The following is a 16,539-nucleotide window of genomic DNA, read 5'->3' on the forward strand; positions in this document are numbered from 1 at the left end:
CAGGGAACATGCGCGGATTGTTCAAGCGCGGCTGACGGCGCGGCGGCAACACTGGCGACTCCCACTGCACTGGAGTTGCCCCATGCGATACCTCTACGCCCCTGCGTTCTTCTTCGGTTTCATCGGCCTTGCCCTGTACCTGGTCGGCGAAGGCGTGTCACTGGTCTGCCTGCCGGCGCTGTTGCCGCTGGCGATCCTGCTGGCATTCCTGGCGGAGCGGCTCCGGCCCTATCGAACCGCCTGGAACGAGAGCCACGGGGATGGCGTCCGCGACCTGTTGCATGCGCTGGTCAATGAGACGCTGAACGTCCTGGGGATCGCCGCGATCCCGCTTGTCGCGCTGTGGCTGCCGGATTTCGGGGGGTGGCCCAGCGACTGGCCGTTGGCGCTGCAGTTGCTGGTGGCGCTGCTGATCGCCGACCTGGGCATTACCCTGGTGCACTACGCCAGTCACCGTTCGCCGCTGTTGTGGCGGTTGCACGCCGTGCACCACAGCGTCACGCGGATGTACGGCTTCAATGGGTTGATGAAGCACCCTCTGCACCAGATGCTCGAAGCGCTGGGCGGCACGCTGCCGCTGCTGGTGCTGGGCATTCCCGTGGAGGTTGCGGCGCTGCTGGCGTTCGCCGTCGCCATCCAGTTGCTGCTGCAGCACAGCAACGTCGACATGCGCATCGGCGCGTTGCGACACCTGTTCGCCTGGGCGCCGCTGCATCGCCTGCACCACCTGAAATACGGCACGACCGGGGACGTGAATTTCGCGCTGTTCTTCAGCTTCTGGGATCGCCTGCTGGGCACTGCGCTGTACCTGCCGGACTACCGGCTGGCGGAGGACGACCTGGGGATCGGCGACCGCCCCGACTACCCGGTGGGGTACCTCGCGCAACTCGCCGAGCCGTTTCGCCGTGTCGATGCAGCACATCAGGCGGCAGCGTTGCCCCCGCTATTGTCGGCGGAGCTGCGCCGCGCGCTAATCGAGTAGGCGCAGCTTCAACTGGCGCAGCGTCAGGTCGGCGCGAATGCCGAACTGGCTGCGCACGCTGCGGGAGAAGTGCGCGGAGTCGGCGAAGCCTGCCGCGATGGCGGCGCTGGTCAGGCTGTTGCCGGCCATGGCCAGCCGCAGTGCCTGGCGGAGCCGCTGCCAGAGCACCAGGCGACGCACCGACAGACCCAGCGTGCCGCTGAACAGCCGCTCCAGCTGGCTCAGCGAGAGTGAGGCTTCCGCGGCCAGGGACTGGGCGGGCAGGGCGCCGTCATCCAGCGCGCGGAGCCGTCGCAGCGCCTTTTCCAGGCGTGGATCGAGATCGCGCCGGGGCAGTGCCCGCAATTGCGCGGCGAGGGCTTCCAGGTCCGGTCCGGTTCGCCGGCAGACGCTTTCAAGGTCGTCCAGCGTGAAGGCCAGCGGCTCGGCGAACAGCGTGACGGCGTGCTGCTGGCTGTCGAGAATCGCGTGGCGCCGGTTCGAGGCGATGATCAGTAAAGGCCCCTGCCAGGGTTGTTCATCGATCAGCACCTTCACATCGCCCGCGCGGGCCATCAGCACCTGGTGTGCATAGTGGGCGTGGGGCCGCGCATGGCCGGTGGTACCGGCGACGAGGCAGAAGTCCGCACCGAGCCAGAGTTCGCCCTGCCAGGCCTGTTCAGTCGGCTTCATGGCGCGCCAGCCACTCTTCCCGTGTCAGTTCCCAGGTTTCCCGTGGCAGCACGCCACTGACGAAGTGACCTTCGTCGCGGCCCACCCGGCGCATGCCCTCGCGTTCGGAGATACGCCTCGACCCCTCGTTGACGATGGCCTTGGGCACCTGCATCAGCGGGCGCCCCAGCGTCACGAACCAGAAGCGATTGACCGCTTCGCAGGCCTCGCTCATGTAGCCCTGGCCCTGCCACGCTGGCGCCAGCCAGAAGCCGCGATGGTTGCCGGGCTGATCGTAGAGCGAAATGCTGCCAATGGCGCCTTCCGGCTCGCTGTTCAAGCGGATCATCCAGTGCCACTCCTCGCCACGGGCCATGGCCGGCAGCACCACGTCGCGCACATAGACCCGCGCGCCGTCGGCCGGATAGGGCCAGGGCACGCGGCTGTCCAGGTAGCGCACCACTTCCCAGTGCGGGAACAGGCGCTGGATGGCTGGCGCATCGGTGAGCTGAATGGGCGTGAGCAGCAAGCGTGCGGTGCGCAGGGTGGTCTGGCTGTGGCTGTTCATGGCGGGCTCCTGGAACGTCACGGACAGTCTGCCGTTTCCCGGCGGCCGCTGGCCAGCCCTGGGCAAGGCCGACCTGCACTTCCCCCTCAGGCAGCTCCTGGCCGGAGGCGGCCGCCAACCCGGTGACGTTCTTCAGGGCCCTCGTCACCCGCGGTCATCGACCCGAAGGGGCACTTGCTTGTCCTGGCGAATGCCCCGTGGTGGTTCGCAGCATTCGGGATCAGTGGGCGTGCGCGCCGCGCACTTCGCGGGCGGTGCAGCCGAACCGCTGGCGGAAGGCCCGGGTGAACTGGGCCTGATCGTTGAAACCCCAGTGATACGCCAGTTCGCCGATGGAGAGGTGGCAGTGCGGGTCGCGCAATTGGCGATGCACGGCCTCCAGGCGCTGCTGGCGCACCCATTCGCCCAGGGTGTAGGGCGTGGCGGCGAAGAGCTTGTGCAGGTAGCGCAGCGACAGGCCGCAGGCGTTGGCGATCGATTGCGGGGAGAGGTTCGGGTCGCCCAGGTTCTGCGCCACGAACTGTTCGACCCGTTGCAGGTGCAGGGCGCTGAGGCTGGAGCTTTCGCTGTTGAGCACGCGCTCGTCCTGTTGCAGCGCCAGCAGCAGGATGGACAGGGTCTGTTCCAGCAGCAGGTGGTGCGCCGCGGGCGGGCAGGCGTCGAAGTGGGTGGCGCACAACGCCAGCTGCTCGACGAACAGCCGGCCCAGGCCACGCTCGGCATCGAAGCAGTAGCGGGTGTAACGCTCGGGCCCGCGCAGTTGGCCCTTGAGCGCACGTTCGGGGAGCTTGAGCACCCAGAGATCGTTCTGGGCAGCGTAATGGAAGCGGTACGGCGCGTCGCCCCGTTCGACGATGAAGCCGCCAGGGGCGCAGCTCAGCTGTCGGCCGTCCTGTTCGAAATGCACGTCGGTACAGCGGGGCACGGTGACCAGGTAGAAGGCTTCGCGGTCTTCGCCGGCCTGGACCTTGCTGCGCGAATAGCCCAGCGTGCTGGAGCGCAGGCGGGAGAGGCTGACGGGGCTGCTGGGGGTATCCCACACCTGCAGGTGGCCATCGAAGGGCTGGTCGCCGTCGAACTGCAGCGACAGCGGGAAATAGGTACTGCTGATTGCCTCGGCCCAGCGCGCCTGGCGTTCATGCTGCGACCAGCGGGCGGTCGACAACTCATGGGGCATGGCGTGTCCTCGTGCTTATTGCTCTTGTGAGGACAGCGCGGCAGGTCGAGCCCGCCGCGCTGTGTATCGGCCAATGATCCGCGTGATTCAGGACTGCATCAAGCGCAGCGCGTCACCCGGTAAGTGGCGGAAGGTTCTAGCGTCGCCTGCCAGAGCGGTGGAACCACGATGTTGGTGGTGTCCTCCTCGATCACGCAGGGCCCCTGGACCGTCTGGCCCGGCAGCAGGCGGTTGCCGTTGAACACGGCGGTGGACTGGAACTCGCCGTCGGCGCTGAACAGCATCGGCCGCAGGCTGTCCGGAACCGCCGGCGGCGGGTTGGCCGGGCCCTGCAGTTCGAGTTGCGGCGGTCGCGGCAGGTGGCCGATCACCGAGCACTCCAGGTTGACCAGTTCCACCGGGCTTTCGCGTTCGCTGTAGGAGAACAGCTTCTGGTGGCGGTCATGGAAGGACTCGCAGAGGGCGGCCAGGCCGGCCTCGTCGAGCTGGTGCGCCTCCAGCTCCACACTGCACTCGTGGATCTGCCCGAGGTAGCGCATTTCCAGGGTGTAGTGGCAGCTGCTGCTTTCGTCGCCGAAGCCGTCGTCGCGCAGGTTGACCAGGCCTTGCTGGCGCAGGTCGGCCAGGGCGCGGTTGAGCTGCTCCAGGTCGACGTGCCCGGCGTCCAGGCGCATCGGCAGGGTGGTCAGCTGGTCATAGCGCACGTCGGAGAGGATCTGGCCGAAGGCGCACAGACCGGAGGCGACCTTGGGGATCAGCACGGTCTGGATGCCGATTTCCTCGGCCAGGCGCACCACGTGCATGCCCGCGGCGCCGCCGGCGCCGATCAGGGCGAAGTCGCGCGGGTCGTGGCCACGTTCGATGGACACCCGGCGGATGCCGTTGACCATGTTCAGATTGACCAGGGTGGTAATGCCGAAGGCTGCGCGTTCGATGCTGATGCCCAGTGGATCGGCGATCTTCTGCCGGATGGCGTCCAGCGCGGCCTGGCGGTTCAGGCGGATGGTGCCGCCGAGCAGGGCGCCGTCCGGCAGGTAGCCCAGGGCCAGGTTGGCATCGGTCACGGTCGGTTCGCTGCCGCCCTTGCCGTAGCACACCGGGCCCGGCTTGGCGCCGGCGCTGCGCGGGCCGACCTGGAGCATGCCGAACTCGTCGAGGTGGGCGATGGAGCCGCCGCCGGCGCCGAGGGTTTCCACCTGGATCATCGGCACGCCGATGCGCTGGCGGAGGAAGTCCACGTCCTTGCTGAAGTTGGTGCGCCCGGCGTTGGTCAGGGTGATGTCGAAGGAGGTGCCGCCCATGTCCACGGTGATGATGTTGTCGATGCCGAAGGGGCGCGCCACCGAGAGACCGGCCTGGGGCGCGGAGGCCGGGCCGGAGTTGATGGCGTTCACCGCCCGCTCGCGCATCACGTTGCCCGGCGCCAGGCCGCCATTGGACTGGAAGTAGCGCACCGGCTGCTGGGTGCCGAGTTCCTCGAACAGCGCGTCGATGCGTTCGACGTAGCGCGCCATCACCGGGCTCAGGTAGGCGTTGACCACGGTGGTGGAGGTGCGGGTGTACTCGCGGATCTGCGGGAAGACTTCGTAGCCGGTGCAGACGAACACTCCCGGCAGCGCTGCGCGCACCAGTTCGGCGGCGCGCTTCTCGTGGCTGGGGTTGCGCACCGACCAGACGAAGGAGATGGCCACGGCCTCCACGCCCTCGGCGCGGAAGTAGTCGATGGCGTCCTGTATCGCGCGTTCGTCCAGGGGACTGTGCTCGCGGCCGTCGCCGAGGATGCGGCCGCCGACGGGGCGGCGCAGGTGGCGCGGCACCAGCATGTCCGCCGGCGGGTAGTGGGCGTCGTAGCGATGGCCTTCTTCCTTGTGGCCGAGGCGGATTTCCAGGCTGTCTTCGTGGCCGGCGGTGCAGAGCAGGCCGACCTTCACGCCGGTGCGCTCGATCAGCGCGTTGAGGGCGACGGTGGTGCCGTTGATGCAAAGGTCGCAGTTGGCAATGATCTCCGCCGGGGTGCGGCCGGTGGCGTCGGCGATCTGCGCCAGGCCGGCGCGGATGGCCAGGGTGCCGTCCTGCGGGGTGGAAGGTGCCTTGAACAGCTGCACGCCGCCGTCGCGGTCGGCCAGGATGAAGTCGGTGAAGGTGCCGCCGGCGTCGATGCCCAGGCGATATTGGTTGCGCATGTCGGATCTCCGGTCAGAACTGGCCGCGGGCGGCGCGGGTGGCGGTTTCGTCGAGGTGGCCTTCGGCGTCGAGGATCACGCCGTACTCCAGGGCTGCGCCCTGGGGCGAGACCAGGCCATTGCGGACGTCCTGCAGGACCGCCGCCACCGGGCGGCGCAACGGGTCGCCGTAGCCGCCGCCACCGGGATTGATGTTGATGATCCGCTCGCCGGGCTGGATGGTGAGCATCGGGTTCTGTACGTAGTGGTCCTCTTCGCCGTCGGCATGGCGATGGATCAGACGGCCGAGCTTGGGCTCGGGCATCGCGTTGCGCGCTCCGGCGGCGCCGGCGGTGGGCAACTGGCGGCCTTCGCCGAAGCCGACCACGGTCATGGCGTGCTCCAGCGGTTCGATCTCCAGGCGGGTGCCGGAGCCACCGCGGAATTCACCGGCGCCACCACTGTCGGCCATCAGGCTGTAGCGGTGGATCAGCACCGGGTAGGCATGCTCCAGCAGCTCGATATCGCCGCTCATCAGGGCGCCGAAGCAGCACAGCGGACCGCAGGCGTGCCAGCCGTCCATCACCTTGTTGGCGCCTGCGCCGGCGATGATCGAGGCCAGCACCATGGTCACGTATTCGCTGTTGGCGTTGCGCGGGTCCAGGCCGGCGATGTTGATGCCGCTGGCATGCCCCCAGGAGGCGGTGACGCGCTGCGGCGAGGCCTGCTCCAGCGCCAGGCGCACGGCGTCGGCCAGGGTTTCCATCGGCGTGGTGGTGCAGTTGACGTGGGGCGCGGGCTCCTGGGCGTTGCACAGGGTGCCCCGGGGGCCGACGTCGACGCTGACGCAGCGGTACAGGCCTTCGTTGTAGGGCGGGGCGACCTGGGCGAACATCATCAGCCCGAGGTAGACGCCGGAGACCGAGTTGCCCTCGTAGGAGTTGATGAAGTAGGGCACCTGGGGCGGGCTCTCGATACGGATGCGGGCCTCGTCGCCGCGGATTTCCACGTGGGCGGTGATGGCCAGTTCGCCCAGGCCGTGGCCGGAGTCCTCGAGCACGGCGGTGCCGCTGTAGTGACCGTCCGGCACGTCGCGCAGCAGGGCGCGCATGTGACGGTCGGCCATGTTCTTCAGCTCGGCGATGCAGGCGCGGACCTGTTCGACGCCGTACTTGTCGAGCAGCTCCAGCAGGTGGCGCTCGCCGACCTTGCAGGCGCCGTACTGGGCGTTGAGGTCGCCTTCCTGGTAGGGCCGGGCGCGCATGTTGGTGAGCATCAGGTTGATCACGTCTTCGCGACGCTTGCCCTTTTCCCACAGCTTGACCGGCGGGATGCGCAGGCCCTCGGCGTAGATTTCCTTGGCGTCGGGGTTGTAGCCGGCCGGCACCGGGCCGCCGATGTCGGTGAGGTGGCCCTTGCAGACGGTCCAGAACACCAGTTCGCCCTTGTAGAACACCGGCTTGTACATGCAGCAGTCGAGGATGTGGCTGCCCTTGTAGGCCGGGTCGTTGTGGTAGATCACGTCGCCTTCGGCGATGTCGTCGCCGAAGAAGCCGGCCACGCACTTCATGGCGGGAATCAGCGAGCCCAGGTGGATCGGGATGTCCTGGCCCTGGAGGATCATCTCGGGGAGGTGGTCGAACAGGGAATTGGAATAGTCATGGGCCAGGTTGAACACACTGGACCGGCCGGTCTTTTCCAGGGTCAGGGTCATCTCGCGCTGCGCTGTTTCCAGCGCGCCGCGAACGACCGCGAGAGTGATGGGATCAACTGTTTTCATGGGGCACCAACGCTTGTTTTTATGTTTCGGGTGAGGGTCGTTCGTGTACGGCCCTGGCTGCATACGCTACGGCCGGCGGGGGCGGCTGGCTTGTCGCTGGGTGCACTGGTTGTTGCGTTCTGGCGCACTGCGCAGGCGAGCGAGCAGGCAGCGAGGGGATGCCCCCGCGAGGCGGGGGCGAACGCGCGGATTCAGGTGCGGGACGGGCGCACCTCAGAAGTAGTAACCGATGTTGCTGTACAGCTGGTTTTCCCAGTGGTCGGTGCCGCCCGCGCCCAGGCTCTGGGTGTAGCTGCCGCCGCCGATGTACGGGTCGTTCCTGCCGTGCAGCCATTCCAGGGCGATCCACAGCGGGCCGAGGGTGAAGGAGCTGCCGGCGATGAAGCGCTGGGAGTCGCGGAAGTCCGACTCGTCCTTGTCGAACAGGCTGTAGTTGGCGTAGAGCTTGACGCCCGAGAACCAGCCGTACTGGCCGGGCAGGCTGTAGCTGAGGTCCGCCACGTAGAGGTTGCCCTTGGCGGCGACGTTGAAGGTGCCGTCGAAGCTGCCGAAGCTCACCAGGCGGTCGTCGCCGGGATTCTCCGGGGTCATCTGCTGGCGCGCGGCCTGGACCTGGAAGCCCCAGGGACCGTTCTGCGCGGTGGCGTGCAGGGCGGCGGCGGTGCGGTGGCCGTCGCGGCCGGTGTCCTGGTTGTCCAGGGTGGAGGCCAGCAGCGAGAGGCCGGTCTCGCCGCTCCAGTCGCCGGCCCGGTAGGTCCGCGCCAGGCGGCCGACGAGGATGTCCTGCTCATGGTTGTCGCTGCCGTCCACCACGTAGTCATCGGCGCTGGCGACACTGGTGCCGTAGGTGCGACCACCCCGGCTGGTGCCGCGGCCCTGCTCGGCGGGGATGGGGTAGTACCCCGCCTGCAGGTCCCAGCTGCCGTGCCGGGCAAGGTACTTGAAGCCGATGTCCTGGGTGTCTTCCAGGCCGATCACGTTGCCCAGGGTCTCGAAGAAGGTGCTGCCGAAGTAGGGCGCCAGGCCGAAGGGGATCGCGGTCTGGCCGACCTGCAGCTGCTGCTCGGGGGTGAAGCGGTAGCCGACCCAGGCGTACTCGGCGAAGGCGATGTCGCCCACCCGGTCGGTGTAGTCGTAGGGGTAGTCGCCGCCGTAGAAACGGTACTTGGCGGCCGCTATCCAGCTGTCGGAGTGGTAGTCGGCGGTGAGGAAGAAGGTGTCGAAGCTGAGCTCGGAAATGTCGCGGTCGGGGTCATGGTCCAGACGCCCGCGCAGGGCGCCGCCGAGGTCGAGGTTGTCGGTGATTTCCACGGCGCCGGCGGGCTGCCCCAGACCGAGGGCGAGGACGGACAGCGTGGCGAAAATCGAGATAAGCCGAGTGCGTTGCGGGTGCATGAACCGCTCCAGATGTTCTTGTGGTTGTAGAAACGTTCGCTTGCAGGGAGGGGCCGCCCGGCGGGCGGCCGAAGATCAGCCCAGGTCGCCCTGGGGCTGGGCGCGGCGCGACAGCAGGGGCGCGAGATAGCCGAGGAAGGCCACGAGGAAGGCGGCCGGCGCCGAGGCGGTGGCCAGTTCGGCGACACCGCACAGGTGCAGGCCGATGCCCGCGGCGGCGGAAACCAGCCAGGCGAACAGGCCCCTGGCCCGGAAGGCGGGCAGGCCGTCGAGCCGGTAGCGGGTGTTGCGGGTGACCAGCAGGTGGGCGAGGGCGATGGCGACCCAGCCGACGATCAGCAGGCTCTGGTAGGCCAGTGCCTGGAGGATGTAGCTGAACACGTCGAACAGCATCAGCAGGTAGACCAGCGCGCCGGTCAGCAGCGCCCAGGCCACGTAGGGAACCCGGGCCAGGCCCAGGTGGCCGGCGAACGCCTGCAGGTTGGTGGCGGCGAGGAAGAAGTTGCCGGTGTTGATGCGGGTCTGGCTGATCCAGACGAAGAGCAGGCCGCCCAGCCCCATCAGCTGGATGATCGCCAGTACCACCGAGACCTCGCTCAAGCCGCCCTCGGTGGGGATGGTCGCGGCGAGGAAGATGCCCACCAGGCCGTTGAGCAGGAAGGCCACGCAGTAGAAGGGCATGCCGAAGTTGATCCGCGCGTGGTAGCGGCTGTCTTCCTTGCGGCCGAAGCGGGCGTAGTCCCAGGTGTACATCATCAGCACCCAGACGCCCATGAAGTAGGTGAAGCAGTTCCACCAGCCGTGGGGCACCGGTCCGCCCTCGGGCGCCAGGGCCAGCCAGGCGGAGGAGTAGCCGTATTCGCCAATGGCCATGGCCACCGCCGCCACCAGCCCGAGCAGGTAGAAGGGCAGCAGTACGCCGTTGAGCTTGTCCAGCCAGCGCAGGGCATTGCCGAAGATCAGCAGCACGCTGTAGACGACCACCAGCAGGAACGCGGCATGCAGTTCGAGGCCCGGCAGGTAGCGATGCAGCGCTACCGCCATCACCGAGCCTTCGAAGACCGCGTAGTAGATGGCCGTGGCGCTGAAGATCAGCGTGGCCAGCGCGGCGCCGGTGCGGCCGAACAGCACCTGGGAGAACTGCGCCACCGACAGGCCGGTGGCGATGGCGTGGCGGCTGATGACGGCGTTGATCAGGCCGTAGCTGATCACCGACAGCACCAGGCCGATGATGGCGTTCAGCGTGCCGTAGCCCATGGCCAGGGCGGCGGCCACCACCAGGTAGAACATTGCGCTGCAGATGCCCCACCAGGCCATGGTCAGGGAGCCGCGGCCGAGCCGTTGCGAGTCCGGGACCGCGCCCTGGGAATGGGACTGTTCAGGGGATGATTCGTGGTTCGAGAGTGCTCCAGCCATGACCGTACCTTTCTTGTTGTTGGAGTTGGGAGGCTCCAAGACGGTAAGGAAAGTCGGTCGGGCGGGATTGCCGTTGGGTGTACGGCTTTTTGCGCCTGGATGCACAGGCGCTCTGGGACGCGGATCGGGCGAAGGGGCGTGGTTTCAATCGCGATGCGATGCGGCGCCTCGAGCTATCGCGATTGAGCGTGAACCCCGCCCGCAGGGGCTCAGCGCGTGCCGTTCGCCTGCATGATCTGGGCGATGATCGGCACCGGGGTCATCAGGTGGGTGCGCATCATCTCGCTGGCGCGCTTGGCGTCGCGGGCGAGGATGGCGTCGACCAGCGCGGCATGCTCCTGGCGCTTGAGCTCCAGGGCCTGCTCGGAGAACACCGTCTGGGTCAGCCAGAGATGGCGATAGCGCTCGGCCTGGTCGAACAGGTAGGTGCGCGCCTGCAGCAGGTGCTTGGAGCCGCAGCCGGAGGCGATGGCGGTGTGGAAGGCCTTGTGGCGCTGGTCCCAGACATCCAGGCGCTGCTCGCGGGTCTTCACTTCCATCACCTTGGCCAGGGTGTGGGACTGGGCCAGCACCGAGGCTTCCCAGGCATCGTCGCCGCGTTCGATGGCGAGGCCGACGATCATCGCCTCGAGGTTCGCGCGGGCATCGTAGATGTCCTGCATCTCTTCCAGGGACATGGGCGCCACGCGGTAGCCCTTCTGGCTGATGGCGACCACCAGTTTTTCCGCCACCAGCTGCGAAAGGGCCTCGCGCAGGGGGCCGACGCCCAGGTCATAGCGCTCTTTCAGGGCGCTCATCAGCAGCTTTTCACCGGGCTTGAACACCCCGCGGATGATGTCCTGCTTGAGCCACTCATACCCGCTGAATGCCGAGTTTTGACGGGGGGCGAGAGCTTCCAAAGTCCTGTTCCTCAAAGCGTTTTGCGGATCATACCGAAACGTCGTATGGACGAAAAACAATAGACAGATTAGATAATTGAATTCGTTTTATAAAAATGTAGACATTTTTTGTTGATAGCGATATTTTTTGATCGACCGCCTGATCCAGGTCATTGCTGGACGGCCCAATCCATCCCCTACGCCAGGACACCGCCATGAACGCCTTTACGAAGATCGAGGACCTTGTGATGCCGCTGCCGCACGAGACCCGGGGTTACACCGTCGCCCCCTCGAAGCAGTCGCCCCGCCTGCTGGAGTTGACCTTCGCCCGCGAAACCGTCGACGCCTTCGTCAAGGCCGTGGCCGAGTGGCCGGTCCAGGCGCTGGAGTACAAGTCCTTCCTGCGCTTCCGTTTCGGCGAGATCCTCGACGAGCTTTGCGAAGGCACCCTGCGCCCGGTGCTGCTGAACACGATTCTCGGTCGTTCCACCGGTGGCATGCTGATCAAGCCCGTCGGCCTGGATGACGTGAGCCAGGCCGAGGACATGGTGAAATTCACCACCGCCTGCGCCCACCTGATCGGTCGCTCCAACTACGACGCCATGAGCGGCCAGTTCTACGCGCGCTTCGTGGTGGTCAACACCGACAACTCCGACAGCTACCTGCGCCAGCCGCACCGCGTCATGGAGCTGCACAACGACGGCACCTTCGTCAACCAGATCACCGACTACGTGCTGATGCTGAAGATCGACGAGAAGAACATGGAAGGCGGCAATTCCCTGCTGCTGCACCTGGACGACTGGGAGCAGTGCGACGAGTTCTTCCGCCACCCGCTGGCCCGCCGCGAAATGCGCTGGACCGCACCGCCGAGCAAGAACGTCACCGAGGACGTGTTCCACCCGGTGTTCGATACCGACGCCGAAGGCCGCCCGACCATGCGCTACATCGACCAGTTCGTGCAGCCGGCCAACTTCGAGGAAGGCATCTGGCTGAACGCGCTGTCCGAATCCCTCGAGGGCAGCGCGCAGAAGCTGTCGGTGCCGGTGCCGGTGGGTAGCTTCCTGCTGATCAACAACCTGTTCTGGCTGCATGGCCGCGACCGCTTCACCCCGCACGAAGGGCTGCGCCGCGAACTGATGCGCCAGCGTGGCTACATTAGCTATCAGAAGCCGCGCTACCTGCGCGGTCAGTAATCAGGCAAGCAGGCTGGAGGGCCGCCCCGGGCGGCTCTTCGCCGTGTCCGGAAACGTCGGCCCCCCTTGCGGCGGCTGGGCCGATGCGGACCGCGTATCGATTTGCAGCGCCCCGGCGCGAGGTAATGGCTGTGTACGATTTCATCATCATCGGCGGCGGCATCGTGGGCATGTCCACGGCCATGCAGCTGACCCAGGTTTACCCGGACGCCAGGATTCTCCTGCTGGAGAAGGAATCCGGCCCGGCCCGGCACCAGACCGGCCACAACAGCGGCGTGATTCATGCCGGCGTCTACTACACGCCGGGCAGCCTCAAGGCGCGCTTCTGCCTGGAAGGCAACAAGGCCACCAAGGCCTTCTGCAACAAGCACGGCATCCGCTTCGACGAATGCGGCAAGCTGCTGGTGGCCACCAACGAGCTGGAAATGGAGCGCATGAAGGCGCTCTGGGAACGCACCGCCGCCAATGGCCTGGAGCGCTCCTGGCTGTCCGCCGCCGAACTGCGCGAGCGTGAGCCGAACATCGTCGGCATGGGCGGCATCTTCGTGCCTTCCAGCGGCATCGTCAGCTACGCCGAAGTCACCGCCGCCATGGGCCGCGAGTTCCAGGACGCCGGTGGCGAGATCCGCTACAACGCCGAAGTCACCGGACTCGACGAGCGCGCCGACGAAGTGGTGGTGCGCACGGGCAGCGACGAATTCCACGGCCGCTACCTCATCACCTGCTCGGGCCTGATGGCCGACCGCGTGGTGCGCATGCTCGGCATCGAGCCGAACTTCATCATCTGCCCGTTCCGCGGCGAGTACTACCTGCTGCCCAAGCAGCACAACCAGATCGTCAACCACCTGATCTACCCGATCCCGGACCCGTCGATGCCGTTCCTCGGCGTGCACCTTACGCGGATGATCGACGGCACCGTCACCGTCGGCCCGAATGCGGTGCTGGCCATGAAGCGCGAGGGCTACCGCAAGTCCGATATCTCCGTCGCCGACCTGTTCGAGACCCTGACGTCCCCCGGCATCCTCAAGGTGCTGGCGAAGAACCTGCGCCCCGGCCTGATCGAGATGAAGAACTCCCTGTTCAAGGGCGGCTACCTCAAGGAAGTGCAGAAGTACTGCCCGAGCATCACCAAGGCCGACCTCACCGCCTACCCGGCGGGTGTTCGCGCCCAGGCGGTGTCCCGCGACGGCAAGCTGATCGACGATTTCCTCTTCGTGAACACCCCGCGCAGCATGAACGTGTGCAACGCACCGTCGCCCGCTGCGACCTCGGCGATCCCCATCGGCGCCTACATCGTTGGCAAGGTTCGCGAGCAGATCGACGGCAGCCAGGCCGGCTTCACCGTCAAGGCCACCGATAACAAGCAGCGGGCCGCCGGCTGAGCCGACGTCACCGCCGTCCAACCCCGAGGATGACACGCGTGCAACTCAAAGATCCCACTCTGTTCCGCCAGCAGGCCTACATCGATGGCGCCTGGGTCGATGCCGACAACGGCCAGACCGTCCAGGTCAGCAATCCGGCCACCCACGAGATCATCGGCAGCGTGCCGATGATGGGCGCCGCCGAGACCCGTCGCGCCATCGAGGCCGCCGACAAGGCCCTGCCGGCCTGGCGTGCGCTGACCGCGAAAGAGCGCGCCAACAAGCTGCGCCGCTGGTTCGACCTGATGATCGAGAACCAGGACGACCTGGCCCGCCTGATGACCATCGAGCAGGGCAAGCCGCTGGCCGAAGCCAAGGGCGAGATCGCCTACGCCGCCTCCTTCCTCGAGTGGTTCGGCGAGGAGGCCAAGCGCGTCTACGGCGACATGATCCCGGGCCACCAGCCGGACAAGCGCCTGATGGTGATCAAGCAGCCGATCGGCGTGACCGCCGCCATCACCCCGTGGAACTTCCCCTCCGCGATGATCACCCGCAAGGCCGGTCCGGCCCTGGCGGCCGGCTGCACCATGGTGCTCAAGCCCGCCTTGCAGACCCCTTACTCCGCCTTGGCCCTGGCCGAGCTGGCCGAGCGCGCCGGCATTCCGAAGGGCGTGTTCAGCGTCGTCACCGGCAATGCCGGTGCAATCGGCGGTGAGCTGACCGGCAACCCGATCGTGCGCAAGCTGACCTTCACCGGCTCGACCGAAATCGGTCGCCAGCTGATGGCCGAATGCGCCAAGGACATCAAGAAAGTGTCCCTGGAGCTGGGCGGCAACGCTCCCTTCATCGTGTTCGACGATGCCGACCTGGACGCCGCCGTCGAAGGCGCGCTGGTCTCCAAGTACCGCAACAACGGCCAGACCTGCGTCTGCGCCAACCGCCTGTACATCCAGGACGGGGTGTACGACGCCTTCGTCGAGAAGCTGCAGGCCGCCGTGGCCAGGCTGAACATCGGCAACGGCCTGGAGCAGGGTATCACCACCGGTCCGCTGATCGACGCCAAGGCCGTGGCCAAGGTCCAGCTGCATATCGACGACGCCGTCTCCAAGGGCGCCAGGGTGGTCGCCGGCGGCAAGCCGCACGCCCTGGGTGGCACCTTCTTCGAGCCGACCATCCTGGTCGACGTGCCGAAGACCGCCCTGGTGGCCAAGGACGAGACCTTCGGCCCGCTGGCGCCGCTGTTCCGCTTCAAGGACGAGGCCGAAGTCATCGCCCTGTCCAACGACACCGAGTACGGCCTGGCCGCCTACTTCTATGCCCGTGACCTGTCCCGTGTGTTCCGTGTCGGCGAGGCGCTGGAGTACGGCATCGTCGGCGTCAACACCGGGATCATCTCCAACGAAGTGGCCCCCTTCGGCGGCATCAAGGCCTCGGGCCTGGGCCGCGAAGGTTCGAAGTACGGCATCGAGGACTACCTCGAGGTCAAGTACCTCTGCCTCGGCGTGTAAGCACGGTCAACCATCCACCTTCCCTGCATGGGCCGCGGTCCGTGCAGGGCGATCGCACTACCGGAGTCAACGATGAATACCAACCAGAGCCTGCAACAACGCCGCATGGACGCCATTCCCCGTGGCGTCGGCCAGATCCACCAGATCTTCGCCGAGCGCGCCGAGAACGCCACCGTGTGGGATGTCGAGGGTCGTGAGTACCTGGACTTCGCCGGCGGCATCGCCGTGCTGAACACCGGCCACCTGCACCCGAAGGTGATGGCCGCCGTGCAGGAGCAGCTGGCCAAGCTGACCCACACCTGCTTCCACGTCTTCGGCTACGAGCCCTACGTGGCCCTGGCGGAGAAGATCAATCAGCTGCTGCCGGGCAACTTCGAGAAGAAGACCCTGCTGGTCACCACCGGCGCCGAAGCCGTCGAGAACGCCATCAAGATCGCCCGCGCCGCCACCGGCCGCAACGGCGTGATCGCCTTCACCGGCGCCTATCACGGCCGCACCCAGTACACCCTGTCGCTGACCGGCAAGGTGGTGCCGTACTCCGCGGGCCTGGGCCTGATGCCCGGCGGCGTGTTCCGCGCCCAGTACCCGAACGCGCTCCACGGCGTGTCGGTCGACGAGTCCCTGGCCAGCATCGAGCGCATCTTCAAGAACGACGCCGCGCCTCGCGACATCGCCGCGATCATCCTCGAGCCGGTACAGGGGGAGGGCGGCTTCAACGTGGCGCCGAAGGACTTCATGGCCCGCTTGCGCGCCCTGTGCGACGAGCACGGCATCCTGCTGATCGCCGACGAAGTGCAGACCGGCGCCGGCCGTACCGGTACCTTCTTCGCCATGGAGCAGATGGGCGTCGCCGCCGACCTGACCACCTTCGCCAAGTCCATCGCCGGCGGCTTCCCCCTGGCGGGCGTGGCTGGCCGCGCCGAGGTCATGGACGCCGTGGCCCCTGGCGGCCTGGGCGGCACCTATGCCGGCAGCCCGGTTTCCTGCGCCGCCGCCCTGGCGGTGATCGAGGCCTTCGAGAGCGAGAAACTGCTGGATCGCGCCAAGTCCGTGGGGGAAATCCTCAGCAGCGGCCTGCGCCAGATCGGCGAGCGCCACAAGAGCCTGGTGGAGGTGCGCAACCTCGGCGCCATGGTCGCCGTGGAGCTGTTCGAAGGCGGCGACCTGAACAAGCCGGCCGCCGAGCTGACCGGAAAGGTGGTGGCCAAGGCGCGCGAGAAGGGCCTGATCCTGCTCTCTTGCGGCACCTACTACAACGTCCTGCGCATCCTGGTTCCGCTGACCGTCAGCGATGCCGACCTGCAGCGTGGGCTGGCCATCATCGGCGAGTGCTTCGACGAGTTGGCGTAAGGCTTTAGAGCGTCACCCCTGGTCCCCTGCTCAACCCGTTTCTGCCCCGGCTACCGGCCGGGGCAGGGCGGGCTTTTTGGCTTCGCGCCAGGTGATTGCGGAGAGCGGCATCGCTCTC

13 protein-coding genes are annotated in these 16,539 nt (G+C 67.1%); 5 read left to right on the plus strand and 8 right to left on the minus strand.

What is annotated here, in order from left to right:
• Nucleotides 1-82: 82 nt before the first annotated feature.
• Entirely contained in the window at nt 83-982 is a 900-nt protein-coding gene (locus tag ACAW63_RS17520; protein WP_371227236.1) for a sterol desaturase family protein, read from the plus strand.
• On the opposite strand, the gene ACAW63_RS17525 is transcribed toward ACAW63_RS17520, so the two are convergent.
• The 8 genes from ACAW63_RS17525 to csiR all read right to left on the minus strand — a co-directional run bounded on the left by ACAW63_RS17525 (nt 971) and on the right by csiR (nt 11,030).
• Nucleotides 971-1,654, minus strand: a complete 684-nt coding sequence (locus ACAW63_RS17525) for a helix-turn-helix domain-containing protein (RefSeq protein ID WP_371227238.1) — start codon at nt 1,652-1,654, stop codon at nt 971-973. The genes ACAW63_RS17520 and ACAW63_RS17525 overlap by 12 nt on opposite strands.
• A complete protein-coding gene (locus ACAW63_RS17530) occupies nt 1,641-2,201 on the minus strand; it encodes a GNAT family N-acetyltransferase (protein WP_371227240.1) in 561 nt (186 codons plus the stop codon). Before ACAW63_RS17530 ends, ACAW63_RS17525 begins: the two co-directional genes overlap by 14 nt.
• 220 nt (nt 2,202-2,421) lie before the next feature.
• Nucleotides 2,422-3,378, minus strand: coding sequence for a helix-turn-helix domain-containing protein (locus ACAW63_RS17535; RefSeq protein ID WP_371227242.1), 957 nt, complete (start codon nt 3,376-3,378; stop codon nt 2,422-2,424).
• 98 nt (nt 3,379-3,476) lie between these two features.
• Nucleotides 3,477-5,561, minus strand: a complete 2,085-nt coding sequence (locus ACAW63_RS17540) for a hydantoinase/oxoprolinase family protein (RefSeq protein WP_371227244.1) — start codon at nt 5,559-5,561, stop codon at nt 3,477-3,479.
• Between the two features lie 13 nt (nt 5,562-5,574).
• Complete coding sequence (locus ACAW63_RS17545; RefSeq protein WP_370601667.1) at nt 5,575-7,254, minus strand: hydantoinase B/oxoprolinase family protein; 1,680 nt, start codon at nt 7,252-7,254, stop codon at nt 5,575-5,577.
• 279 nt (nt 7,255-7,533) lie between these two features.
• Nucleotides 7,534-8,715 carry a hypothetical protein gene (locus ACAW63_RS17550; RefSeq protein ID WP_371227246.1) on the minus strand — a complete coding sequence of 394 codons (1,182 nt, stop codon included), beginning with the start codon at nt 8,713-8,715 and terminating at the stop codon, nt 7,534-7,536.
• A 75-nt stretch (nt 8,716-8,790) separates the two neighbouring features.
• Nucleotides 8,791-10,131, minus strand: coding sequence for a cytosine permease (locus tag ACAW63_RS17555; RefSeq protein ID WP_371227248.1), 1,341 nt, complete (start codon nt 10,129-10,131; stop codon nt 8,791-8,793).
• 209 nt (nt 10,132-10,340) lie between these two features.
• Complete coding sequence (gene csiR, locus ACAW63_RS17560; protein WP_152223552.1) at nt 10,341-11,030, minus strand: DNA-binding transcriptional regulator CsiR; 690 nt, start codon at nt 11,028-11,030, stop codon at nt 10,341-10,343.
• Between the two features lie 194 nt (nt 11,031-11,224).
• Between csiR and glaH the strand changes: the two genes are divergently transcribed.
• From glaH to gabT, 4 genes are all read left to right on the plus strand, one after another.
• Nucleotides 11,225-12,202: a glutarate dioxygenase GlaH gene (gene glaH, locus ACAW63_RS17565; protein WP_371227250.1), complete on the plus strand. Its 978-nt coding sequence runs from the start codon at nt 11,225-11,227 to the stop codon at nt 12,200-12,202.
• Between the two features lie 131 nt (nt 12,203-12,333).
• Nucleotides 12,334-13,584, plus strand: coding sequence for an L-2-hydroxyglutarate oxidase (gene lhgO / locus ACAW63_RS17570; protein ID WP_275611958.1), 1,251 nt, complete (start codon nt 12,334-12,336; stop codon nt 13,582-13,584).
• A gap of 38 nt (nt 13,585-13,622) precedes the next feature.
• Nucleotides 13,623-15,071 (plus strand): NADP-dependent succinate-semialdehyde dehydrogenase, encoded by a 1,449-nt coding sequence (gabD, locus tag ACAW63_RS17575; RefSeq protein ID WP_371227251.1) that lies wholly within the window; start codon nt 13,623-13,625, stop codon nt 15,069-15,071.
• 72 nt (nt 15,072-15,143) lie between these two features.
• Entirely contained in the window at nt 15,144-16,421 is a 1,278-nt protein-coding gene (gene gabT / locus ACAW63_RS17580) for a 4-aminobutyrate--2-oxoglutarate transaminase (RefSeq protein WP_370601481.1), read from the plus strand.
• The last annotated feature ends 118 nt before the right edge of the window (nt 16,422-16,539 follow it).

It is taken from the genome of Pseudomonas sp. QE6 (assembly GCF_041379005.1).
Taxonomy (GTDB): Bacteria; Pseudomonadota; Gammaproteobacteria; order Pseudomonadales; family Pseudomonadaceae; genus Pseudomonas.

What these genes read in the sequence shown, in the direction of transcription:
- glaH (WP_371227250.1), top strand. Translation starts at nt 11,225, where the DNA reads ATGAACGCCTTTACGAAGATCGAGGACCTTGTGATGCCGCTGCCGCAC.
- ACAW63_RS17555 (WP_371227248.1), bottom strand. Translation starts at nt 10,131, where the DNA reads ATGGCTGGAGCACTCTCGAACCACGAATCATCCCCTGAACAGTCCCAT.
- ACAW63_RS17540 (WP_371227244.1), bottom strand. Translation starts at nt 5,561, where the DNA reads ATGCGCAACCAATATCGCCTGGGCATCGACGCCGGCGGCACCTTCACC.
- ACAW63_RS17525 (WP_371227238.1), bottom strand. Translation starts at nt 1,654, where the DNA reads ATGAAGCCGACTGAACAGGCCTGGCAGGGCGAACTCTGGCTCGGTGCG.
- ACAW63_RS17535 (WP_371227242.1), bottom strand. Translation starts at nt 3,378, where the DNA reads ATGCCCCATGAGTTGTCGACCGCCCGCTGGTCGCAGCATGAACGCCAG.
- gabT (WP_370601481.1), top strand. Translation starts at nt 15,144, where the DNA reads ATGAATACCAACCAGAGCCTGCAACAACGCCGCATGGACGCCATTCCC.
- ACAW63_RS17530 (WP_371227240.1), bottom strand. Translation starts at nt 2,201, where the DNA reads ATGAACAGCCACAGCCAGACCACCCTGCGCACCGCACGCTTGCTGCTC.
- ACAW63_RS17520 (WP_371227236.1), top strand. Translation starts at nt 83, where the DNA reads ATGCGATACCTCTACGCCCCTGCGTTCTTCTTCGGTTTCATCGGCCTT.
- ACAW63_RS17545 (WP_370601667.1), bottom strand. Translation starts at nt 7,254, where the DNA reads ATGACCCTGACCCTGGAAAAGACCGGCCGGTCCAGTGTGTTCAACCTG.
- ACAW63_RS17550 (WP_371227246.1), bottom strand. Translation starts at nt 8,715, where the DNA reads ATGCACCCGCAACGCACTCGGCTTATCTCGATTTTCGCCACGCTGTCC.